This is a genomic window from Pseudoalteromonas sp. TB64 (genome assembly GCF_000498095.1).
GTDB lineage: Bacteria > Pseudomonadota > Gammaproteobacteria > Enterobacterales > Alteromonadaceae > Pseudoalteromonas.
Window position 1 is genome coordinate 13,849 of record NZ_AUTQ01000047.1, and the last position, 15,592, is coordinate 29,440.

Below are 15,592 nucleotides of genomic sequence, written 5' to 3' on the forward strand. Positions count from 1 at the left end.
CAACTCAATCTGAATTTACTAATAATAAAAGCGATAAGCTAAATGCAATTTCGGACCATCATAAAAATTCTTGGGCAACTTGTTGCCTTGTTCAGTATTACCATGGTGCCCCCAGCACTGGTGTCTTTAATTTACAAAGACGGTGGCGGTGTTCCGTTTGTTTTAGCATTTATTTTTAGTGTTGTTATTGGCTTAATGGCTTATTACCCAAATCGTCATGAAAACGGGGACTTAAAAGCACGAGAAGGCTTTTTGATTGTTGTTTTGTTTTGGTTGGTACTAGGGGCGTTTGCGTCCTTACCACTTATATTTTTACAAGAACCTAATTTATCGTTAGCCGATGCGGTGTTTGAAGCATTCTCTGGCTTAACAACTACAGGCGCTACGGTGCTTACCGGTATTGAATACCTTCCTAAATCCGTGTTGTTTTATCGACAGCAATTACAGTGGTTTGGTGGAATGGGGATAATCGTACTTGCGGTAGCTATACTGCCAATGCTAGGCGTAGGTGGTATGCAGTTATATCGAGCCGAAATACCAGGGCCAGTAAAAGATTCAAAAATGACCCCGCGTATAGCCGATACAGCAAAGCATCTTTGGTACATTTATGTATCGTTAACAGTTGCATGTATGCTTGCCTATTGGGCTGCAGGAATGAACTGGTTTGATGCAATTTGTCATGCGTTTTCTACTGTGGCAATTGGTGGATTTTCTACTTACGATGCCTCTATGGGGCATTTTGATAGCCCTGTAATTAACTTTATATGTGTTTTCTTTTTGATAATTGCAGCTGTTAATTTTTCACTACACTATGCTGCGGTAGCAAGTAGAAACATACAGGTGTATATACGTGACCCAGAATTTAAGGTGTTTTTGTGTATTCAATTAGCGCTGGTGGTTATTTGCTTTACAGTGCTTTCATCAAACGAAATTTTTGCAGATGGCGACGAAACCCTCGATCAGGCATTGTTTCAAGCTGTTTCGATGAGTACTACAGCCGGCTTTGCTACCGATAACTTTTCTACTTGGCCTTTGTTTTTGCCTATCTTACTAATCTTTTCGAGTTTTATTGGCGGATGTGCGGGCTCTACTGGTGGCGGTATGAAAGTAGTACGAGTATTTTTGCTTTATTTACAAGGTGTGCGCGAGCTTAATAGGTTGGTGCATCCTCGAGCTATATATTCGATAAAACTGGGTCGAAAAGCGTTACCAGATAAAGTAGTAGAGGCTGTGTGGGGGTTTTTCTCTGCGTATGCATTAGTGTTTATTATTATTATGCTAGCGTTAATGGGTACCGGTATGGATAACATTACCGCGTTTTCTGCTACAGCAGCTTGTTTAAATAATCTTGGTCCTGGCTTGGGTGATGTTGCATCGCATTACGGAGCCGTCAGCGATGGTGCCAAATGGTTACTTACCATTGCAATGGTATTTGGGCGTTTAGAAATATTTACTTTATTAGTGCTATTTACACCAACATTTTGGCGTGGATAAACGATAGCTTAACTATAAAAATTATTATTGGGAAAGGGATATGCCAACTACAAACCTAGAAAAACTACACCAGTTAACAACTGGGGGAATGGTTGATTTAGAAATACTAACCCCAACTGACAGTAAACGTGTAAAAACGGAGTTTATAGGTTTACTTGATAATAAGTTTATTATTTTAAATTACCCAAATTCAAAACGCCTACCTGCAGCTGTTGATTATTTACGTGATGGTGTAATGGTTGTAGTCAGAGCTTTAATAGAAGGTGAAGGTGGGCAGGTTATAGCGTTTCGCCAACAGGTAATGTCGGTTGCCTCTCATCCAGCACGGCTTATTTTTATTAATTTTCCTAAACAAGTGCAGCTATTTGCTCTGCGTTCACAAACACGTATACCCACCTTATTACCTGCAAAACTTAAATTAAGCGACGACCGAGTACTTAATGGAGTAATTAAAGATATTTCATTAACGGGAGTTATGTTTGACGTTAAAAGTGATAAAGAACTCGAAAATATAAAAGATATGCAGTGCACTGTAATACTTAACAGCAGTGATAAAAACTTTGAAGGTGAGGTATGTAGCGTTAAAGAGCATACTACCGGAGCACGTTGTGGCATTAAGCTATTAGCAAGTGAAGGTGAGATGCAAACTTTTATGAAAGAGCATTTTATCGACCCTTCAGCACTAGAGTCGACAACGGAATAAATTACTTTCGCTTCTTTGCAACAAAAAGTGATTTTCAATTGATTTTTAATCAATATTTTTTATTTTCATTAAAAATTAATTGTTTTTCCTTTTAAAACAAGGCTTTGATTTTTATTTTAAATGCCATATTTTGTTTTTTAACAAAACACTTGGCTAAATTTCAACTCAATTCTTCTAAAAAAGAATCCTCTTAATAATTTCTTATCAAAATTGTATCTTTTCGCGTAAACATAACTGATTGTTTTTATTCGCTTTAATTTTGTGTCTGTAAAGTGTGTTGCTAAAAAGCAACAAAAATCACCTAGTATTTATCCATATTTAGTTTATTTAACCTCTAATACTTTGAAAAGTAATGGTTTTTAAAAGCTGGCATTTAAGTTGTATTAGTCTAGTTGTACTGAACGAAAACGTGATTTAAAGAAAGCATTTAATCGCACACATAAATTTGAAGGATACATATTATGAAAAGCATTAATAAAACTTTAGCACTTATCGCATTAGCATCTTCATCAGCAGCTTTTGCGGCTACAGACTTCGATACATTAGATGTAGATGGCAATGGTGCAATTAGCCAAGCTGAAGCATCTGTAGATGCAAAATTAATGAGCATATTCTCTGAGCTCGATACTGACGAAAATGGTGAGTTATCAAAAGAAGAGTTTTCACAAGCATAAGCTTAAAACACTGAGGCGCACAGCCCCACATATTTAAAAATTGAAGGATACATACTATGAAAACACTAAATAAAGCGTTAGCACTTATCGCACTAGCATCTTCTTCAGCGGCTTTTGCAGCAACCGATTTCGATACTTTTGATATTGATGGTAATGGCGGTATTAGCCTTAGTGAAGCATCAATAAATTCAGATTTAATGAGCATGTTTACAGAGCTCGACACTGATCAAAATGGTGAGTTGTCACAAGAAGAATTTTCAAAAGCTTAATTTAAACTGTTCATTCCTGAATTGCCAAAGACAATCTAAGTAGGCAAGGAGCTTACAAAAAAGGATAGCAAGGAAGTGTGAATCACTTTGTAAATTATAAGCCAATTTTTTTGATAGACAATTAAATGAAATATTGAAGGATTAAGTTATGAAACATTTAAATAAAGCATTAGCACTTATCGCATTAGCATCTTCTTCAGCTGCCTTTGCAGCATCCGACTTTGATAGTCTAGATACAGACGCCAGCGGCACAATTAGCCCTAGCGAAGCTGCGGTAGATACCGATTTAATGGCTGAGTTTATAGAGCTTGATACAGATGGCAGTGGTGAGCTTTCTAAAGAAGAATTTGCCAACTATTAATTATTTTTTCACAGTCAATTTTTATTGCTTCCATAGCAAAGCATTTTGTAAACCGACTTTACTTATTTAGGAAATTATTATGAAAACATTAAATACAACACTTGCAGTTTTAGTTCTAGCGTCTTCATCAGCAGCCTATGCGGCAGTCGATTTTTCATCTTTTGACGCCGATGGTGATGGTGCTATCACAATGGAAGAAGCAAAGGTTAATCCTCAGCTTGTAAAGATTTTTGATGATTTAGATACTGATGGTAATGGTGAGATTTCTAAAGAAGAATTTTCAAAAGTGCAGTAATTAAATACTGGTAATACTCCACTAAAGCCGCCTTAGTCAGCGGCTTTTTTGTGCGTAAAATAAAGCTATAAAAATATAGCACTTACTTGGAATAGCTTTTCTACTACGTTAATGTGCTTTTTATCGATTAAGAACATAATAACGTGATCCCCCGACATAATTATAGTGTCGTCGTGAGCAATGAGTACATCGTCATTACGTACTATTGCCCCAATAGTTGTACCTGCTGGCAGTTTTATATCTGCAATTGCGCGACCAACCACTTTTGATGTGTTTTCATCGCCATGAGCAACAGCTTCAATTGCTTCTGCTGCGCCTTTACGCAGTGAATATACATTCACAATATCACCACGACGTACGTGTGTTAGTAATGCTGAAATAGTTGCTTGTTGTGGTGATATAGCAATATCTATTTCACCACCTTGTACTAAATCAACATAAGCACCACGCTGGATAAGCACCATAGTTTTTTGCGCGCCCATACGCTTTGCAAGCATGGCCGACATAATATTAGCTTCATCGTCGTTGGTTACAGCAATAAATACATCGACTTGTTCTATATGCTCTTCTGAAAGTAGCTCTTGATCAGATGCATCGCCACAAAACACAACAGTGTTATCGAGCATTTCTGATAGTTGCTCTGCACGCTCTTTACTGCGTTCAATTAATTTAACCGTGTGGTTTTTTTCAAGTGAACGAGCAAGACCCGCACCAATGTTACCGCCACCAGCAATCATAATTTTCTTGTATGAACGCTCTAGTTTTTGCAGCTCGTTCATTACCGCGCGAATATGTTTGGTAGCAGCAATAAAAAATACTTCGTCATCAGCTTCAATGACCGTAGTACCCAGCGGCTTAATCGCTTTACCTTGGCGATAAATGGCTGCAACACGAGTTTCTACATTAGGAATGTGCTCTTTAAGTGCTGATAACGCATAGCCTACAAGTAAACCGCCATAATATGCTTTTACTGCAACTAACGAGAGCATACCATCGGCAAATTGTAGTACTTGCAATGCGCCAGGGTAGTCAATTAAACGACGAATATATTTAGTAACGAGTGCTTCGGGAGCAATGTAATGGTCGATAGGTAAATCATCGTTTTGAAATAGTTTTTCACGGTACTTTAAATATTGCTCTGAGCGAATTCGAGCAATTTTAGTGGGTGTATTAAAAATACTATACGCCACTTGGCAAGCAACCATATTTACTTCATCTGAACTGGTCACGGCTATAATCATATCGGCATCTTCTGCACCGGCACGACGTAACACGTCAGGGTGGGCGCTGTGTCCCATTACCCCTTGTAAATCGTACTTATCTTGAAGCTCACGTAAACGGTTACCATCTATATCAACAACTGTTATTTCGTTTTGTTCGCCCACTAAATTTTCAGCGAGTGTGGCGCCAACTTGCCCAGCACCGAGTATGATTATTTTCATTATTTACCAGTATTATAATTACCAATTTAATTAAAATATTAGCCACTTAATTTATGATAAATGGCTAATGATTTAGTGTTATCGATATTAGATTTTTTTAACTAACTTAGCGTAATAAAATCCGTCACTTTCACCTGGTAATAACTGTAATCCTGGCGTTGTAACGGTGTCTTTATCATGAAGTGGAATATGATCTACGTCATCGTTATTAGCTAAAAACTTAGCAACTTGTTGTTGGTTTTCTTGTGGAAGTACCGAGCATGTAGCATATACCAATGTGCCGCCTGGCTTTAATAGTGGCCAAATGCTGTTAAGTATATCGCCCTGAAGAGCGGCTAAATCTACAATATCTGATGCGCGACGAAGCCATTTTATATCAGGATGACGGCGAATTACGCCAGTAGCCGAACAAGGCACGTCTAATAAAATACGATCAAATTGTTTATCGTCCCACCATGTGTGTGGTTGTGACGCATCACCACATTGTAAGTCGGCGCCAAGACCAATACGGGTTAAGTTTTGTTTAACACGCTCTAGTCGGGTTGAATCGCTGTCTAGAGCAAGTACTTCTGCATCAGCTAGTTCTAAAATATGACATGTTTTACCGCCAGGTGCTGCGCAGGCATCTAAAATATAGTCATCATCTTTTGGCTCTAAAAAGCGAGCTGCCAACTGTGCTGCAGCGTCTTGTACTGAACACGCACCTGTATCAAACTCAGGCAGTGAAAATACATCGCGTGGTTTGGCAAGCTTAATCCCATCTATAAAGTCAGGGTTTACGGTGTGCTCAATATCATTAGCGCTAAGTATATCGCTGTATTCTTGAGTGCTAAATTGTGATTGATTTACACGTAACCACATAGGTGCTTGATGTTGGTTTTCTGCAAGTATTTCTTCCCAGCTATCAGGGTAGGCTTCTTTAACTTGCTTAATAAACCAATTTGGGTGGTTGTATAAACACACCGGAATTAGCTTTGCCTTTTCTTCAAGTTCAACTTGTTGGCGCTGAAAACTACGTAATATAGCGTTAATAAGACCTTTTAAGCCTAAAGCTCGTAGTTGAGCAAGTGCATTTACCGTTTCTGAAATTGCTGCATGTGGCGGTACGCGCATATGTTGTAGTTGATAAATACCAACATACAGTAAAAATTGAAATATTCTGCGTTTACCTTTAAGTGGATCTTCCACTAAATGTTGGCAGTAATTTTCAAGGCTAGGTAAGTAGCGTAAAACGCCATAGCAAATTTGCTGTAGCAGCGCTTTATCTTTAGGCGGCAAGCCTTGGCTTGCAAATGGGAGTTCTTGATTAAGCGATGCGCCTTTATCAACTACGTTATATAAAGTTTCAGCGGCAAGCGCTCGTACATTTTGAACATTACTCATTATTTTCGCCTAATATTGTGCCAGGAGTTACCCAGTCACTACGACCATTTAAAAAGTCGTTAATTGCCATTGGTTTTTTACCTTGCGGTTGTAATTGCGTAATACATAAAGCGTGTTCGCCACACGCAACTATTACACCGTTTTTGTCGCTTAATAAAATTTGCCCAGGATTACCTGATTGCAAGATAACTTGCGCTTGATAAATCTTTACTGTTTGTCCACCCATTTGGGTAAAGCACACTGGCCATGGATTAAAAGAGCGAATGTTTCGCTCAATTTGTACCGCGCTCATTGACCAGTCAATATTCGCTTCTTCTTTAGAAAGCTTTTTAGCGTAATTAGCGAGTTCATCATTTTGTGACTCAGGAGTGATTTCACCATTCGCTAATTTGTTAATGGTTTCAATCAATGCACTTGGACCTAGCTCTGCAAGTTTTGTATATAAACTTGCGCTGGTTTCTATCGTGCTAATAGGACAGCGGCTAATATGTAGCATATCGCCGGTATCTAGCCCTTCATCCATTTGCATTATTGTTACGCCAGTTTGTTCGTCACCAGCCCAAATCGCGCGTTGAATTGGTGCCGCTCCGCGCCAGCGCGGTAAAATAGATCCGTGAACATTTAAACAGCCCATTCTTGGTGCGTCTAAAATTGCTTTAGGTAAAATTAAGCCATAGGCCACAACAATCATAATATCGGCATTTAGGCTGTTAAGCTCATTTAATGCGTCTTGAGTTTTTAATGATGGTGGCTGAAAAACAGGTAAGTTATGCTCAAGCGCTAGCTCTTTAACTTCACTGGCTTTTAATTTTTTACCTCGACCAGCAGGGCGGTCAGGTTGGCTATAAACACCTACTATTTGATGTTCACTTTCAATTAGCTTTTGTAAATGACGTGCGGCAAAGTCCGGCGTACCGGCAAATATAATGCGTAATGGTTGAGTCACTGAGTTTTCCTAAGGTGCTTATTACTGTTCTGCAAACTTGGCTTCTTTTTCAAGCTTTTTACGAATACGTTGGCGCTTTAATGGAGATAAGTAATCAATGAACAATTTACCTTGAAGGTGATCAAGTTCGTGTTGAATACAAATAGCTAATAATTCGTCTGCATCTAGAACAAACTCTTCGCCGTTTTCGTTAAGTGCAGCAACGGTTACTGTTTCTGCTCGGTCTACTTTTGCATACGAGTTAGGTACTGATAAACAGCCTTCTTCGCTAATAGTAGAGCCATCTTTTTTAATAATTTGTGGGTTAATTAATACCAGGGGTTCATCGCGTTCTTCTGATACATCAATAACCACAATTCTTTGATGAATATTTACTTGCGTTGCAGCAAGTCCAATGCCATTTTCATCATACATAGTTTCCAGCATGTCTTTCACAATCTGGCGTACAGAGTCATCAATTTGTACAACATCTTGTGCTATTGTGCGTAAACGTTCATCTGGAAATCTTAAAACTTCTAACGTAGCCATAGTTACCTTTTACACTTGTGCTTAATTTAGGGTATTGTATGCTCTTATTTTAGCCATTAGCGTTCCCCTTTAACAGGTTTTGGTCAATAATAATGAAAAAACAATACAAGGAAGCCCAATGAAATCTCCATTAGTTGCAATCATGCTTGCATTAAGTGCTGCTTTTCCGGCAGTAGCTGATGTTCTTACAATAAAAAAAGACGCACCAAAACAGTATGTTGTGAAAAAAGGCGATACGCTTTGGGACATTTCTGGTATTTATTTGAATGAACCTTGGCTGTGGCCTGAGTTATGGCAAATGAATCCACAAATTGACAATCCACATCTTATTTATCCAGGTGATGCGTTAACACTCATTTATGATGCCGATGGAAATCCGCGTTTGGTGATCAATAAAGCTTATCGTAAGTTATCGCCTCAAGGTCGTATTACGCCAAAAGGTAAAAATGCGGTTACTACATTACCTCTTGAGTTAATTAAGCCTTATTTAACGTATGAGCAGATAATTAATAGCGATGAGATTGACGCTAAACCATATGTTTTAGGTGCAAACCAAAATACTAAAACACAAACTTTAGGTCATATTTTATATATTAATGGTAATTTAAAATTAAACCAAGCCTATGCTATTTACCATAAAGGCGAACCTTATACAGATCCAAACACTCAAGAAGTATTGGCTAATAGAGCCCATTATGTAGGTGTTGCGCGTATATTTAGACAAGGCGATGTAGAAAACGGAGTCCCGTCCTCTGCACGAGTTGAGTCGGTAAAGCGCGAGATTAAACAAGGTGATTTTTTATTACCACTATCAGAAGGACAAATGCTGCCAGCTTACTTTAATATGCACAGACCTGAGCAGCCAATCGAAGGAAGTGTAATTGCTTCACCGAGTCATCACCGAGAATTCAGCACAATGGACATTGTAGTGCTAAACTTAGGCTCTGATCAGCAACTAGAAGTTGGTCATGTGTTAGACATTGAGCGTCAATCGCCGAGTGTAATAGATGGGCAGCGAGGTCCTCGTTACCCTGAAGATTCGAGTCAGTTCGAGAAGTTAGTAGCTGATACGAAAGAGACATTGGGTATTGAACCAGACGTAAATAGTAAAGCATGGACTATGCCTAAAGAAAAAGTCGGCGAGTTAATTGTATTTAAAGTGTATGACAAAGTAAGTTATGCGCTAATAACTAAAAACCAGCACCCAATTCGCGTTGGAGATTTTGCAGTTATTCATTAAGTTGTAGCGAGTCGGTGCTCTAGGAGAGAGCATGGATCAATCTTATGGCAAGCTAGCCCACTGGCTTGCCTTTTATATGTGTAAAGGGTTAGGTATTAAAACCCTTTTAGCATTATCTAAAAACTATTCCCTTGAGTCATTATTTGGCTTATCTCATGATCAACTATTACAGTTAGGTCTAACCGCCAATCAGGCAACTAATTTACTCAATACTAATTGGCAGCAAGTGAGCCATTATGAGCAGTTAATTACACAAAATAATATTACCGTAGTATGTATTTTTGATGCACTTTATCCTGAAGATCTTCGACAGATTGCAAGTGCGCCTTTGTTGCTATTTTGCAGGGGAAATATTTCGTTGTTATCTACTCCACAAATTGCCATTGTAGGAAGTCGTAACGCGACACCTACGGGGCTTGAAATAGCATCAGAATTTGCATACGAGTTAACTTCAGCTGGTATTACGGTTACGTCGGGTATGGCAAGGGGGATAGATGGAGCAGCTCACAAAGGTGCACTTGCTGGTAATGGAAATACTATTGCGGTGTTAGGCACAGGGGTTGATATTTATTATCCTAAGCGCCACAAATTATTAACTGACCAAGTATTGGAGCGTGGTTTATTGGTAAGTGAGTTTCTGCCAGGTACTGCCGCTAATGCACATAACTTCCCGCGTCGTAATCGTATTATTTCGGGATTGTCGTTAGGTGTACTTATTGTTGAGGCTGAAATTAAAAGTGGCTCGCTGATAACTGTACGTTATGCACTTGAGCAAAATAAGGAGGTATTTGCTGTTCCTGGTTCTATTAAAAATCCACTGTCACAGGCTAGTCACTTTTTAATTAAACAAGGAGCTAAGTTAGTGGAAAATGTAACTGACATTCTTGATGAAGTTAGTTTTTCTTATCAAAGTGACGTATATACAAAGGATATGCCTGTTCAGGCCAAATCCCAATGCGAGATTTTAAACAGTATTGGATTTGAGGTGACCAGTGTTGACGATATCGTTCGCCGTGCTCAAATGCCAATAGATGAAGTGTTAGCTAGATTACTCGATTTAGAATTAGATGATCAAATTGAGCGTGTTTTAGATGGCTATATTAAGCTAAGCGCGGGAAGGTAATATGTTTGATATTCTTTTATATCTTTTTGAAAACTATATTCATAGCGAAGCCGATATTTTTGCAGAGCAAAATGAGCTAACTGATGAGTTATTGCGAGCAGGTTTTAATAAGCCTGAGATATTTAAAGCACTCGATTGGCTAGAGCAACTGGCTGATTTACAACACAGTGATGAGTCTCCTTACCTTATAGCTAATCCTACAAATGCAATTCGTATATTTACCGATAGCGAGTGCCAAAGGCTCAGTGCCGAGTGTCGTGGTTTTTTAATGTTTATTGAGCAAATAGGTGTTATTAACAATGTTACTCGTGAAATGGTAATGGACTGTTTAGCCTCACTAGATAAGCCAAATATTAGCTTAGGGGATTTAAAGTGGATTGTACTTATGATCTTATTTAATGTTCCAGGCTCTGAGGAGGCGTATGAGCAAATGGAAGATTTGATTTTTGATGAACCCAGCGAACTTCTTCATTAGAGATAATTATTTTAATTGCACTCAAATTACTTAAACGTATAAACACAGCATTGCTTGTATCTTTAAGTGGTTTGGGTATATTAGGCGAAAATTCACTAATATTTTAGGATCACCATGAGTAAAATCGATCATTCGCTTTTCTCGGCGAATAAGCACGCCCTCGAAAAAGAATACGAGATATGCCTACAGTGTGGTTCAGAGTTAGTGATCCGCAATAGTAAATCAGGTCCTTTTTTAGGATGCGCAAGTTACCCCGAGTGCGATTTTATTAGACCATTGGCACATCACGACAGTAACGAAATTAAAGTTCTTGAAGATTCAGCATGCCCTGAGTGTAGCAAACCGCTGGTGGTTAAAAATGGCCGCTACGGCATGTTTATTGGGTGTACGGGTTATCCGCAGTGCCATTATATTGCTAATGAAAATGAAGAAAAACAAAATGAAGAAGTATTACCGAGTTGCCCTAAATGCAAAAAAGGTAATTTAGTAGCGCGTAGTAATAAGTTTGGTAAAGTATTTTATTCTTGTGATTGTTATCCTAGTTGTAAATACACACTAAATAACAAACCAATTGAACAACCTTGCCCTGAGTGTAAATGGCCAATAGTTATCGAAAGAAAAATGGCTAATAGCACACTATTGCAATGCCCACAAAAAAGTTGCATGCATAAACTAGCCCCAACTGACTAACATTTAATTATTTCTGGAGACTATTTTGTCTGACCTTCCAAATATGCCCACTGCAATAACGTGTTTAACGCAAGGCGAAGTTATTTTATATCCAACAGAAGCAGTATTTGGTTTAGGCTGCGATCCAGATAATCAACAAGCCGTTGAAAAGCTATTAGCAATTAAGCAGCGCCCGGTTGAAAAAGGGCTTATTTTAATTGCTGATAACTACGGGCAATTATTAAAATACGTAGATGATGCAAAAATACCAATGGATAAACGAGCCGATATTTTTTCGAGTTGGCCTGCAGCAATTACATGGGTTATGCCTGCATCTAAAGACACGCCAAAATGGCTAACAGGGCAGTTTGATACTATAGCCGTAAGAGTAACAAATCATCCAACAGTAAAGCGTTTGTGCCAAGAGTTTGGTAAGCCGCTGGTATCAACTAGTGCAAACTTAACAGGACAAGAAACTGTTATTAGCATTGAGCAAGCTAAAGCACAATTTGCAGAACAAGTTGGCTTTTACGTTGATGAGCCATTAGGTGGCAATACTCAACCAAGCACAATAAAAGACGCCATGACGGGCAAAATATTTAGAGGTTAAAATGCAAAGCGAATTATTAGATCAAGTAAAAGCATACTTTATGGCTTTGCAAGACACTATTTGCCAAGGTTTGGAGGCTGCAGATGGCAGCGCTAAATTTATAGAAGATAACTGGCAGCGAGCTGAAGGCGGTGGTGGTCGCACACGCGTAACCACAAATGGTACTGTAATAGAGCAAGGCGGAGTTAATTACTCTCATGTATTTGGCGCTTCAATGCCAGGTTCTGCAACAGCACACAGACCAGAGCTTGCAGGACGTAGCTTTCATGCATGTGGTGTGTCGTTAGTTATTCACCCTAAAAACCCTCATGTACCAACAAGTCATGCCAATGTGCGCTTTTTTATAGCCGAAAAAGAAGGCGAAGAGCCAATATGGTGGTTTGGTGGAGGATTTGATCTCACCCCTTTTTACCCAGTATTAGAGGATGTACAACACTGGCATCAAGTTGCTCACGACATTTGTGCGCCATTTGGCAGCGAAGTTTATCCAAAATATAAAACATGGTGCGACGAGTACTTTTATTTAAAGCACAGAGATGAGACTCGCGGAGTAGGCGGTTTGTTCTTTGACGATTTAAACGAACTTGGTTTTGAAAAGAGCTTTGCGTTTATGCAATCGGTTGGTAATAGCTTTTTAGATGCTTATATACCTATTATTGAACGTCGTAAAAATGATGAATACACAGAGCAACAACGTGATTTTCAGCTTTATCGTCGCGGACGTTATGTCGAGTTTAATTTAGTATGGGATAGAGGCACTTTATTTGGACTACAAAGTGGCGGTCGCACAGAGTCTATATTAATGTCTATGCCACCACTTGCACGCTGGGAATATAATTATAAACCAGAGCCAAGTAGTCCAGAAGCTAACCTATATCAGTATTACTTACGCCCGCAAGAGTGGTTAACTAGTCAACCAAGTGAGCTAATAGCCAGAGAATGGCAATTATAAAAATTACACAGTAATCAAAAAGGCGCTAATTAGCGCCTTTCTGTATTTAGTTACAATACAAATTTAATGCTGATTGATCATGTGCGTTGCTAGTTGAGAAAATGATTGCTTTAAGCCTTCACGCAATAACGGATTGTCTATTTCTATATCCAGCGTTTTATTCATGCAGTACATCCATTGATCGCGCAATGCTTTATCTACAGTAAAAGGCATATGGCGTTTACGCAGCATTGGCTGACCATGTTTTTCTGTAAATAGGTTTGGCCCGCCTAACCAACCAGATAAAAATTCAAAAAATACTTGGCGAATTCGATCTAATGGCAGAGGATGCATATCATATAACGGTTTAGCGTATTCATCTGACTCCATTATGTCGTAGAATCGATTGGAAATAGCGCGCGCTCCTTTTTCTCCACCTATTATTTCGTAAGGTGTTTTTTCAGGAGTAGGAGCCTGTTGCTCGGGAGCTGGCTTAGATTTAGAAAAAAGTCGTTTAATCATATTATTTATCATCGTTAATAGGCAGTGTATAGCTGCAAAGAGGTTGCTTTAAAATGGACAAATATGCGGTTTTTGGAAATCCAATTAAACATTCAAAATCCCCCGCGATACATAAACAATTTGCTGTATCACTGGGTGAGCAAATCGACTATCGCGCAATATTAGCACCTATCGATAACTTTGAAAAAACAGTATTGTCTTTTTTTGAGCAAGGTGGTGCTGGTGCTAACGTTACAATGCCATTTAAAGAGCAAGCTTATGCAATGGCTGATGAGCTTACGCCATTAGCTAAAATTGTAGGGGCTGTTAATACATTAAAAAAACGAGATGATGGCACATTACTCGGAGATAACACCGATGGTGTAGGCTTTGTAAATGATTTACTCGCTAATAAAGTAACTATAACTAATAAACGCATTTTAATTATTGGTGCGGGCGGTGCTGCTCGAGGAGTTATTTTACCTTTGTTAGAGCATAATCCTCAGGAAATAATAATAGTTAATCGCACAGCACAAAAAGCCAAAGAACTCGCAGAGCTATTTACTCAATATGGACCGGTATCTGGCTTTGGCTTTAGTGATTTACCAGTAAGCGATTACTCACTAATTATAAACTCTACATCTAGCAGTATGAATAACGAGCTGCCGGCACTTGATGAAAAACATATAACTAACTGTGAAGTAGCCTATGACATGTTTTATTCACTGCAAAATACCATTTTTATGAATTGGGTTGCACAGCATAATATTAACGCTAAGCTGTTAGATGGTAGCGGAATGTTAGTTGGTCAGGCTGCTCAAGCATATTATGTGTGGCGTAATAAAATGCCAAAAATACTTCCCGTAGTGGATGCGCTTAAACAAGGGGTGCTCAAATGAATCAGGCAATACAATTTATAGATAGACTGGAATTTAGAGAGCCCGATCATCAGTTAGTATTTTTTGCACAAGTTAGTGGCATGCTGGTGGAGTGTGTAATAGAAGTAAATACACTTAAATTAACAGACGAAAGCCATGCAACAGAGTATTTTGAAAAATATCGCTTTGATTACGAAGAACGTGCCGAGGAACTCATCGAAGAAGAGAGCTATAACTCGGCAGGTCAAATTGAAGTAAGTTTATTAACTTAAGTTAGCTATTTCAGCTAAGTATTCATCTTTAAGTGATACATAGTTATCGGCAGATATTTTTAAAAAGGCAAGTTCTTGCTCTGTGAGAGGGCGGGCTTGCTTAGCTGGGCTTCCTACATATAAGTAACCAGACTCTAAGCGTTTGTTAGGTGGGACCAAAGAGCCACCACCTATAATCACATCATCTTCAACAACTACGTTATCCATAATAATTGCGCCCATACCCACAAGTATACGATCTCCTAGTACACATCCATGCAGCATTACCTTATGACCAACAGTTACATCGTCACCTATAATAAGCGGATACCCATCTGGATTGCTTTTAGTAGCACGAGATAAATGTAATACACTGCCATCTTGTATATTGGAACGTTTACCAATACGTATATAGTTAACGTCACCACGAGCCGCAACTAACGGCCAAACACTACTATCACTACCTAAAGTAATATCACCTACTAATACCGATGACTCATCAACATAAACAGACGTGTTAAACGAAGGGGTAACGCCTTTATAAGAACGGATTGCCATATTTATACCTATAAATAATAGTTAGATTATCAATAAGTGTAACAGTAGAATTTATTTAAGTACTACAAAAGCAAAATTTGATTATTAAACTACCACTTTCAGACACTTTAGGTTAGTTACTGACCGAACAGCACTTTATTTGAAGTTTTGTTAAAAAAGTACTTGCGTAAAAATCTGTTCTCCCTATAATGCGACCCCACTGAGACGGGAAACGCCAACGCCTAGCGAGGAGCGAACTACTCAGAGAGTTAAATAAAACTT

General features: G+C 38.7%; 20 protein-coding genes. 14 read left to right on the plus strand and 6 right to left on the minus strand.

Annotated features, from left to right (window positions below; all coding sequences use genetic code 11):
* Window positions 1-42 precede the first annotated feature (42 nt).
* The 6 genes from L647_RS0101445 (at window position 43) to L647_RS0101470 (ending at window position 3,796) form a co-directional block, all read left to right on the plus strand.
* Window positions 43-1,494, plus strand: coding sequence for a TrkH family potassium uptake protein (locus tag L647_RS0101445; RefSeq protein ID WP_024609618.1), 1,452 nt, complete (start codon window positions 43-45; stop codon window positions 1,492-1,494).
* Between the two features lie 40 nt (window positions 1,495-1,534).
* Entirely contained in the window at window positions 1,535-2,197 is a 663-nt protein-coding gene (locus L647_RS0101450) for a flagellar brake protein (protein WP_024609619.1), read from the plus strand.
* 461 nt (window positions 2,198-2,658) lie between these two features.
* The gene (locus L647_RS0101455; RefSeq protein ID WP_024609620.1) at window positions 2,659-2,871 is read left to right on the plus strand and encodes an EF-hand domain-containing protein; all 213 of its coding nucleotides are present in this window, start codon (window positions 2,659-2,661) and stop codon (window positions 2,869-2,871) included.
* 56 nt (window positions 2,872-2,927) lie between these two features.
* Window positions 2,928-3,140, plus strand: a complete 213-nt coding sequence (locus tag L647_RS0101460) for an EF-hand domain-containing protein (protein WP_024609621.1) — start codon at window positions 2,928-2,930, stop codon at window positions 3,138-3,140.
* A 148-nt stretch (window positions 3,141-3,288) separates the two neighbouring features.
* Complete coding sequence (locus L647_RS0101465; RefSeq protein ID WP_024609622.1) at window positions 3,289-3,501, plus strand: calmodulin; 213 nt, start codon at window positions 3,289-3,291, stop codon at window positions 3,499-3,501.
* 79 nt (window positions 3,502-3,580) lie between these two features.
* Window positions 3,581-3,796: an EF-hand domain-containing protein gene (locus L647_RS0101470; protein WP_024609623.1), complete on the plus strand. Its 216-nt coding sequence runs from the start codon at window positions 3,581-3,583 to the stop codon at window positions 3,794-3,796.
* A gap of 65 nt (window positions 3,797-3,861) precedes the next feature.
* Here L647_RS0101470 and trkA read toward each other — a convergent pair whose 3' ends face one another.
* The 4 genes from trkA to def form a co-directional block, all read right to left on the minus strand.
* Window positions 3,862-5,238, minus strand: coding sequence for a Trk system potassium transporter TrkA (gene trkA, locus L647_RS0101475; protein WP_024609624.1), 1,377 nt, complete (start codon window positions 5,236-5,238; stop codon window positions 3,862-3,864).
* An 87-nt stretch (window positions 5,239-5,325) separates the two neighbouring features.
* Window positions 5,326-6,621 (minus strand): 16S rRNA (cytosine(967)-C(5))-methyltransferase RsmB, encoded by a 1,296-nt coding sequence (gene rsmB, locus L647_RS0101480; protein ID WP_024609625.1) that lies wholly within the window; start codon window positions 6,619-6,621, stop codon window positions 5,326-5,328.
* Complete coding sequence (gene fmt / locus L647_RS0101485; protein WP_024609626.1) at window positions 6,614-7,567, minus strand: methionyl-tRNA formyltransferase; 954 nt, start codon at window positions 7,565-7,567, stop codon at window positions 6,614-6,616. The genes rsmB and fmt overlap by 8 nt, the downstream gene beginning before the upstream one ends.
* Window positions 7,568-7,588: 21 nt before the next feature.
* Entirely contained in the window at window positions 7,589-8,095 is a 507-nt protein-coding gene (gene def, locus L647_RS0101490) for a peptide deformylase (RefSeq protein WP_024609627.1), read from the minus strand.
* Between the two features lie 118 nt (window positions 8,096-8,213).
* Between def and L647_RS0101495 the strand changes: the two genes are divergently transcribed.
* From L647_RS0101495 to hemF, 6 genes are all read left to right on the plus strand, one after another.
* Window positions 8,214-9,335: a LysM peptidoglycan-binding domain-containing protein gene (locus L647_RS0101495; protein WP_024609628.1), complete on the plus strand. Its 1,122-nt coding sequence runs from the start codon at window positions 8,214-8,216 to the stop codon at window positions 9,333-9,335.
* Between the two features lie 31 nt (window positions 9,336-9,366).
* The gene (dprA, locus tag L647_RS0101500) at window positions 9,367-10,458 is read left to right on the plus strand and encodes a DNA-processing protein DprA (protein WP_024609629.1); all 1,092 of its coding nucleotides are present in this window, start codon (window positions 9,367-9,369) and stop codon (window positions 10,456-10,458) included.
* A gap of 1 nt (window position 10,459) precedes the next feature.
* Window positions 10,460-10,933 carry a DUF494 family protein gene (locus tag L647_RS0101505; protein WP_024609630.1) on the plus strand — a complete coding sequence of 158 codons (474 nt, stop codon included), beginning with the start codon at window positions 10,460-10,462 and terminating at the stop codon, window positions 10,931-10,933.
* A 114-nt stretch (window positions 10,934-11,047) separates the two neighbouring features.
* A complete protein-coding gene (locus tag L647_RS0101510; protein ID WP_024609631.1) occupies window positions 11,048-11,623 on the plus strand; it encodes a topoisomerase DNA-binding C4 zinc finger domain-containing protein in 576 nt (191 codons plus the stop codon).
* Window positions 11,624-11,648: 25 nt separating this feature from the next.
* Window positions 11,649-12,212 carry an L-threonylcarbamoyladenylate synthase gene (locus L647_RS0101515; protein ID WP_024609632.1) on the plus strand — a complete coding sequence of 188 codons (564 nt, stop codon included), beginning with the start codon at window positions 11,649-11,651 and terminating at the stop codon, window positions 12,210-12,212.
* A gap of 1 nt (window position 12,213) precedes the next feature.
* Window positions 12,214-13,164, plus strand: coding sequence for an oxygen-dependent coproporphyrinogen oxidase (hemF, locus tag L647_RS0101520; protein WP_024609633.1), 951 nt, complete (start codon window positions 12,214-12,216; stop codon window positions 13,162-13,164).
* 63 nt (window positions 13,165-13,227) lie between these two features.
* On the opposite strand, the gene L647_RS0101525 is transcribed toward hemF, so the two are convergent.
* Window positions 13,228-13,665, minus strand: a complete 438-nt coding sequence (locus L647_RS0101525; protein ID WP_004335148.1) for a group II truncated hemoglobin — start codon at window positions 13,663-13,665, stop codon at window positions 13,228-13,230.
* Window positions 13,666-13,718: 53 nt separating this feature from the next.
* On the opposite strand from L647_RS0101525, the gene aroE reads away from it, so the two are divergent.
* Together aroE and L647_RS0101535 are read left to right on the plus strand one after the other, a co-directional pair.
* The gene (gene aroE / locus L647_RS0101530) at window positions 13,719-14,543 is read left to right on the plus strand and encodes a shikimate dehydrogenase (RefSeq protein WP_024609634.1); all 825 of its coding nucleotides are present in this window, start codon (window positions 13,719-13,721) and stop codon (window positions 14,541-14,543) included.
* Window positions 14,540-14,794, plus strand: a complete 255-nt coding sequence (locus L647_RS0101535) for a DUF1488 family protein (protein WP_004335144.1) — start codon at window positions 14,540-14,542, stop codon at window positions 14,792-14,794. The genes aroE and L647_RS0101535 overlap by 4 nt, the downstream gene beginning before the upstream one ends.
* Here L647_RS0101535 and L647_RS0101540 read toward each other — a convergent pair.
* The gene (locus tag L647_RS0101540) at window positions 14,786-15,331 is read right to left on the minus strand and encodes a gamma carbonic anhydrase family protein (protein WP_024609635.1); all 546 of its coding nucleotides are present in this window, start codon (window positions 15,329-15,331) and stop codon (window positions 14,786-14,788) included. The two genes, L647_RS0101535 and L647_RS0101540, sit on opposite strands and share 9 nt — an antisense overlap.
* Between the last annotated feature and the right edge of the window lie 261 nt (window positions 15,332-15,592).

Coding starts and splice junctions, on each gene's coding strand:
- def (WP_024609627.1), bottom strand. CDS start 8,095: ATGGCTACGTTAGAAGTTTTAAGATTTCCAGATGAACGTTTACGCACA.
- rsmB (WP_024609625.1), bottom strand. CDS start 6,621: ATGAGTAATGTTCAAAATGTACGAGCGCTTGCCGCTGAAACTTTATAT.
- L647_RS0101495 (WP_024609628.1), top strand. CDS start 8,214: ATGAAATCTCCATTAGTTGCAATCATGCTTGCATTAAGTGCTGCTTTT.
- aroE (WP_024609634.1), top strand. CDS start 13,719: ATGGACAAATATGCGGTTTTTGGAAATCCAATTAAACATTCAAAATCC.
- hemF (WP_024609633.1), top strand. CDS start 12,214: ATGCAAAGCGAATTATTAGATCAAGTAAAAGCATACTTTATGGCTTTG.
- L647_RS0101505 (WP_024609630.1), top strand. CDS start 10,460: ATGTTTGATATTCTTTTATATCTTTTTGAAAACTATATTCATAGCGAA.
- L647_RS0101525 (WP_004335148.1), bottom strand. CDS start 13,665: ATGATTAAACGACTTTTTTCTAAATCTAAGCCAGCTCCCGAGCAACAG.
- L647_RS0101450 (WP_024609619.1), top strand. CDS start 1,535: ATGCCAACTACAAACCTAGAAAAACTACACCAGTTAACAACTGGGGGA.
- L647_RS0101455 (WP_024609620.1), top strand. CDS start 2,659: ATGAAAAGCATTAATAAAACTTTAGCACTTATCGCATTAGCATCTTCA.
- L647_RS0101465 (WP_024609622.1), top strand. CDS start 3,289: ATGAAACATTTAAATAAAGCATTAGCACTTATCGCATTAGCATCTTCT.
- L647_RS0101470 (WP_024609623.1), top strand. CDS start 3,581: ATGAAAACATTAAATACAACACTTGCAGTTTTAGTTCTAGCGTCTTCA.
- dprA (WP_024609629.1), top strand. CDS start 9,367: ATGGATCAATCTTATGGCAAGCTAGCCCACTGGCTTGCCTTTTATATG.
- L647_RS0101535 (WP_004335144.1), top strand. CDS start 14,540: ATGAATCAGGCAATACAATTTATAGATAGACTGGAATTTAGAGAGCCC.
- trkA (WP_024609624.1), bottom strand. CDS start 5,238: ATGAAAATAATCATACTCGGTGCTGGGCAAGTTGGCGCCACACTCGCT.
- L647_RS0101460 (WP_024609621.1), top strand. CDS start 2,928: ATGAAAACACTAAATAAAGCGTTAGCACTTATCGCACTAGCATCTTCT.
- L647_RS0101510 (WP_024609631.1), top strand. CDS start 11,048: ATGAGTAAAATCGATCATTCGCTTTTCTCGGCGAATAAGCACGCCCTC.
- L647_RS0101540 (WP_024609635.1), bottom strand. CDS start 15,331: ATGGCAATCCGTTCTTATAAAGGCGTTACCCCTTCGTTTAACACGTCT.
- L647_RS0101445 (WP_024609618.1), top strand. CDS start 43: ATGCAATTTCGGACCATCATAAAAATTCTTGGGCAACTTGTTGCCTTG.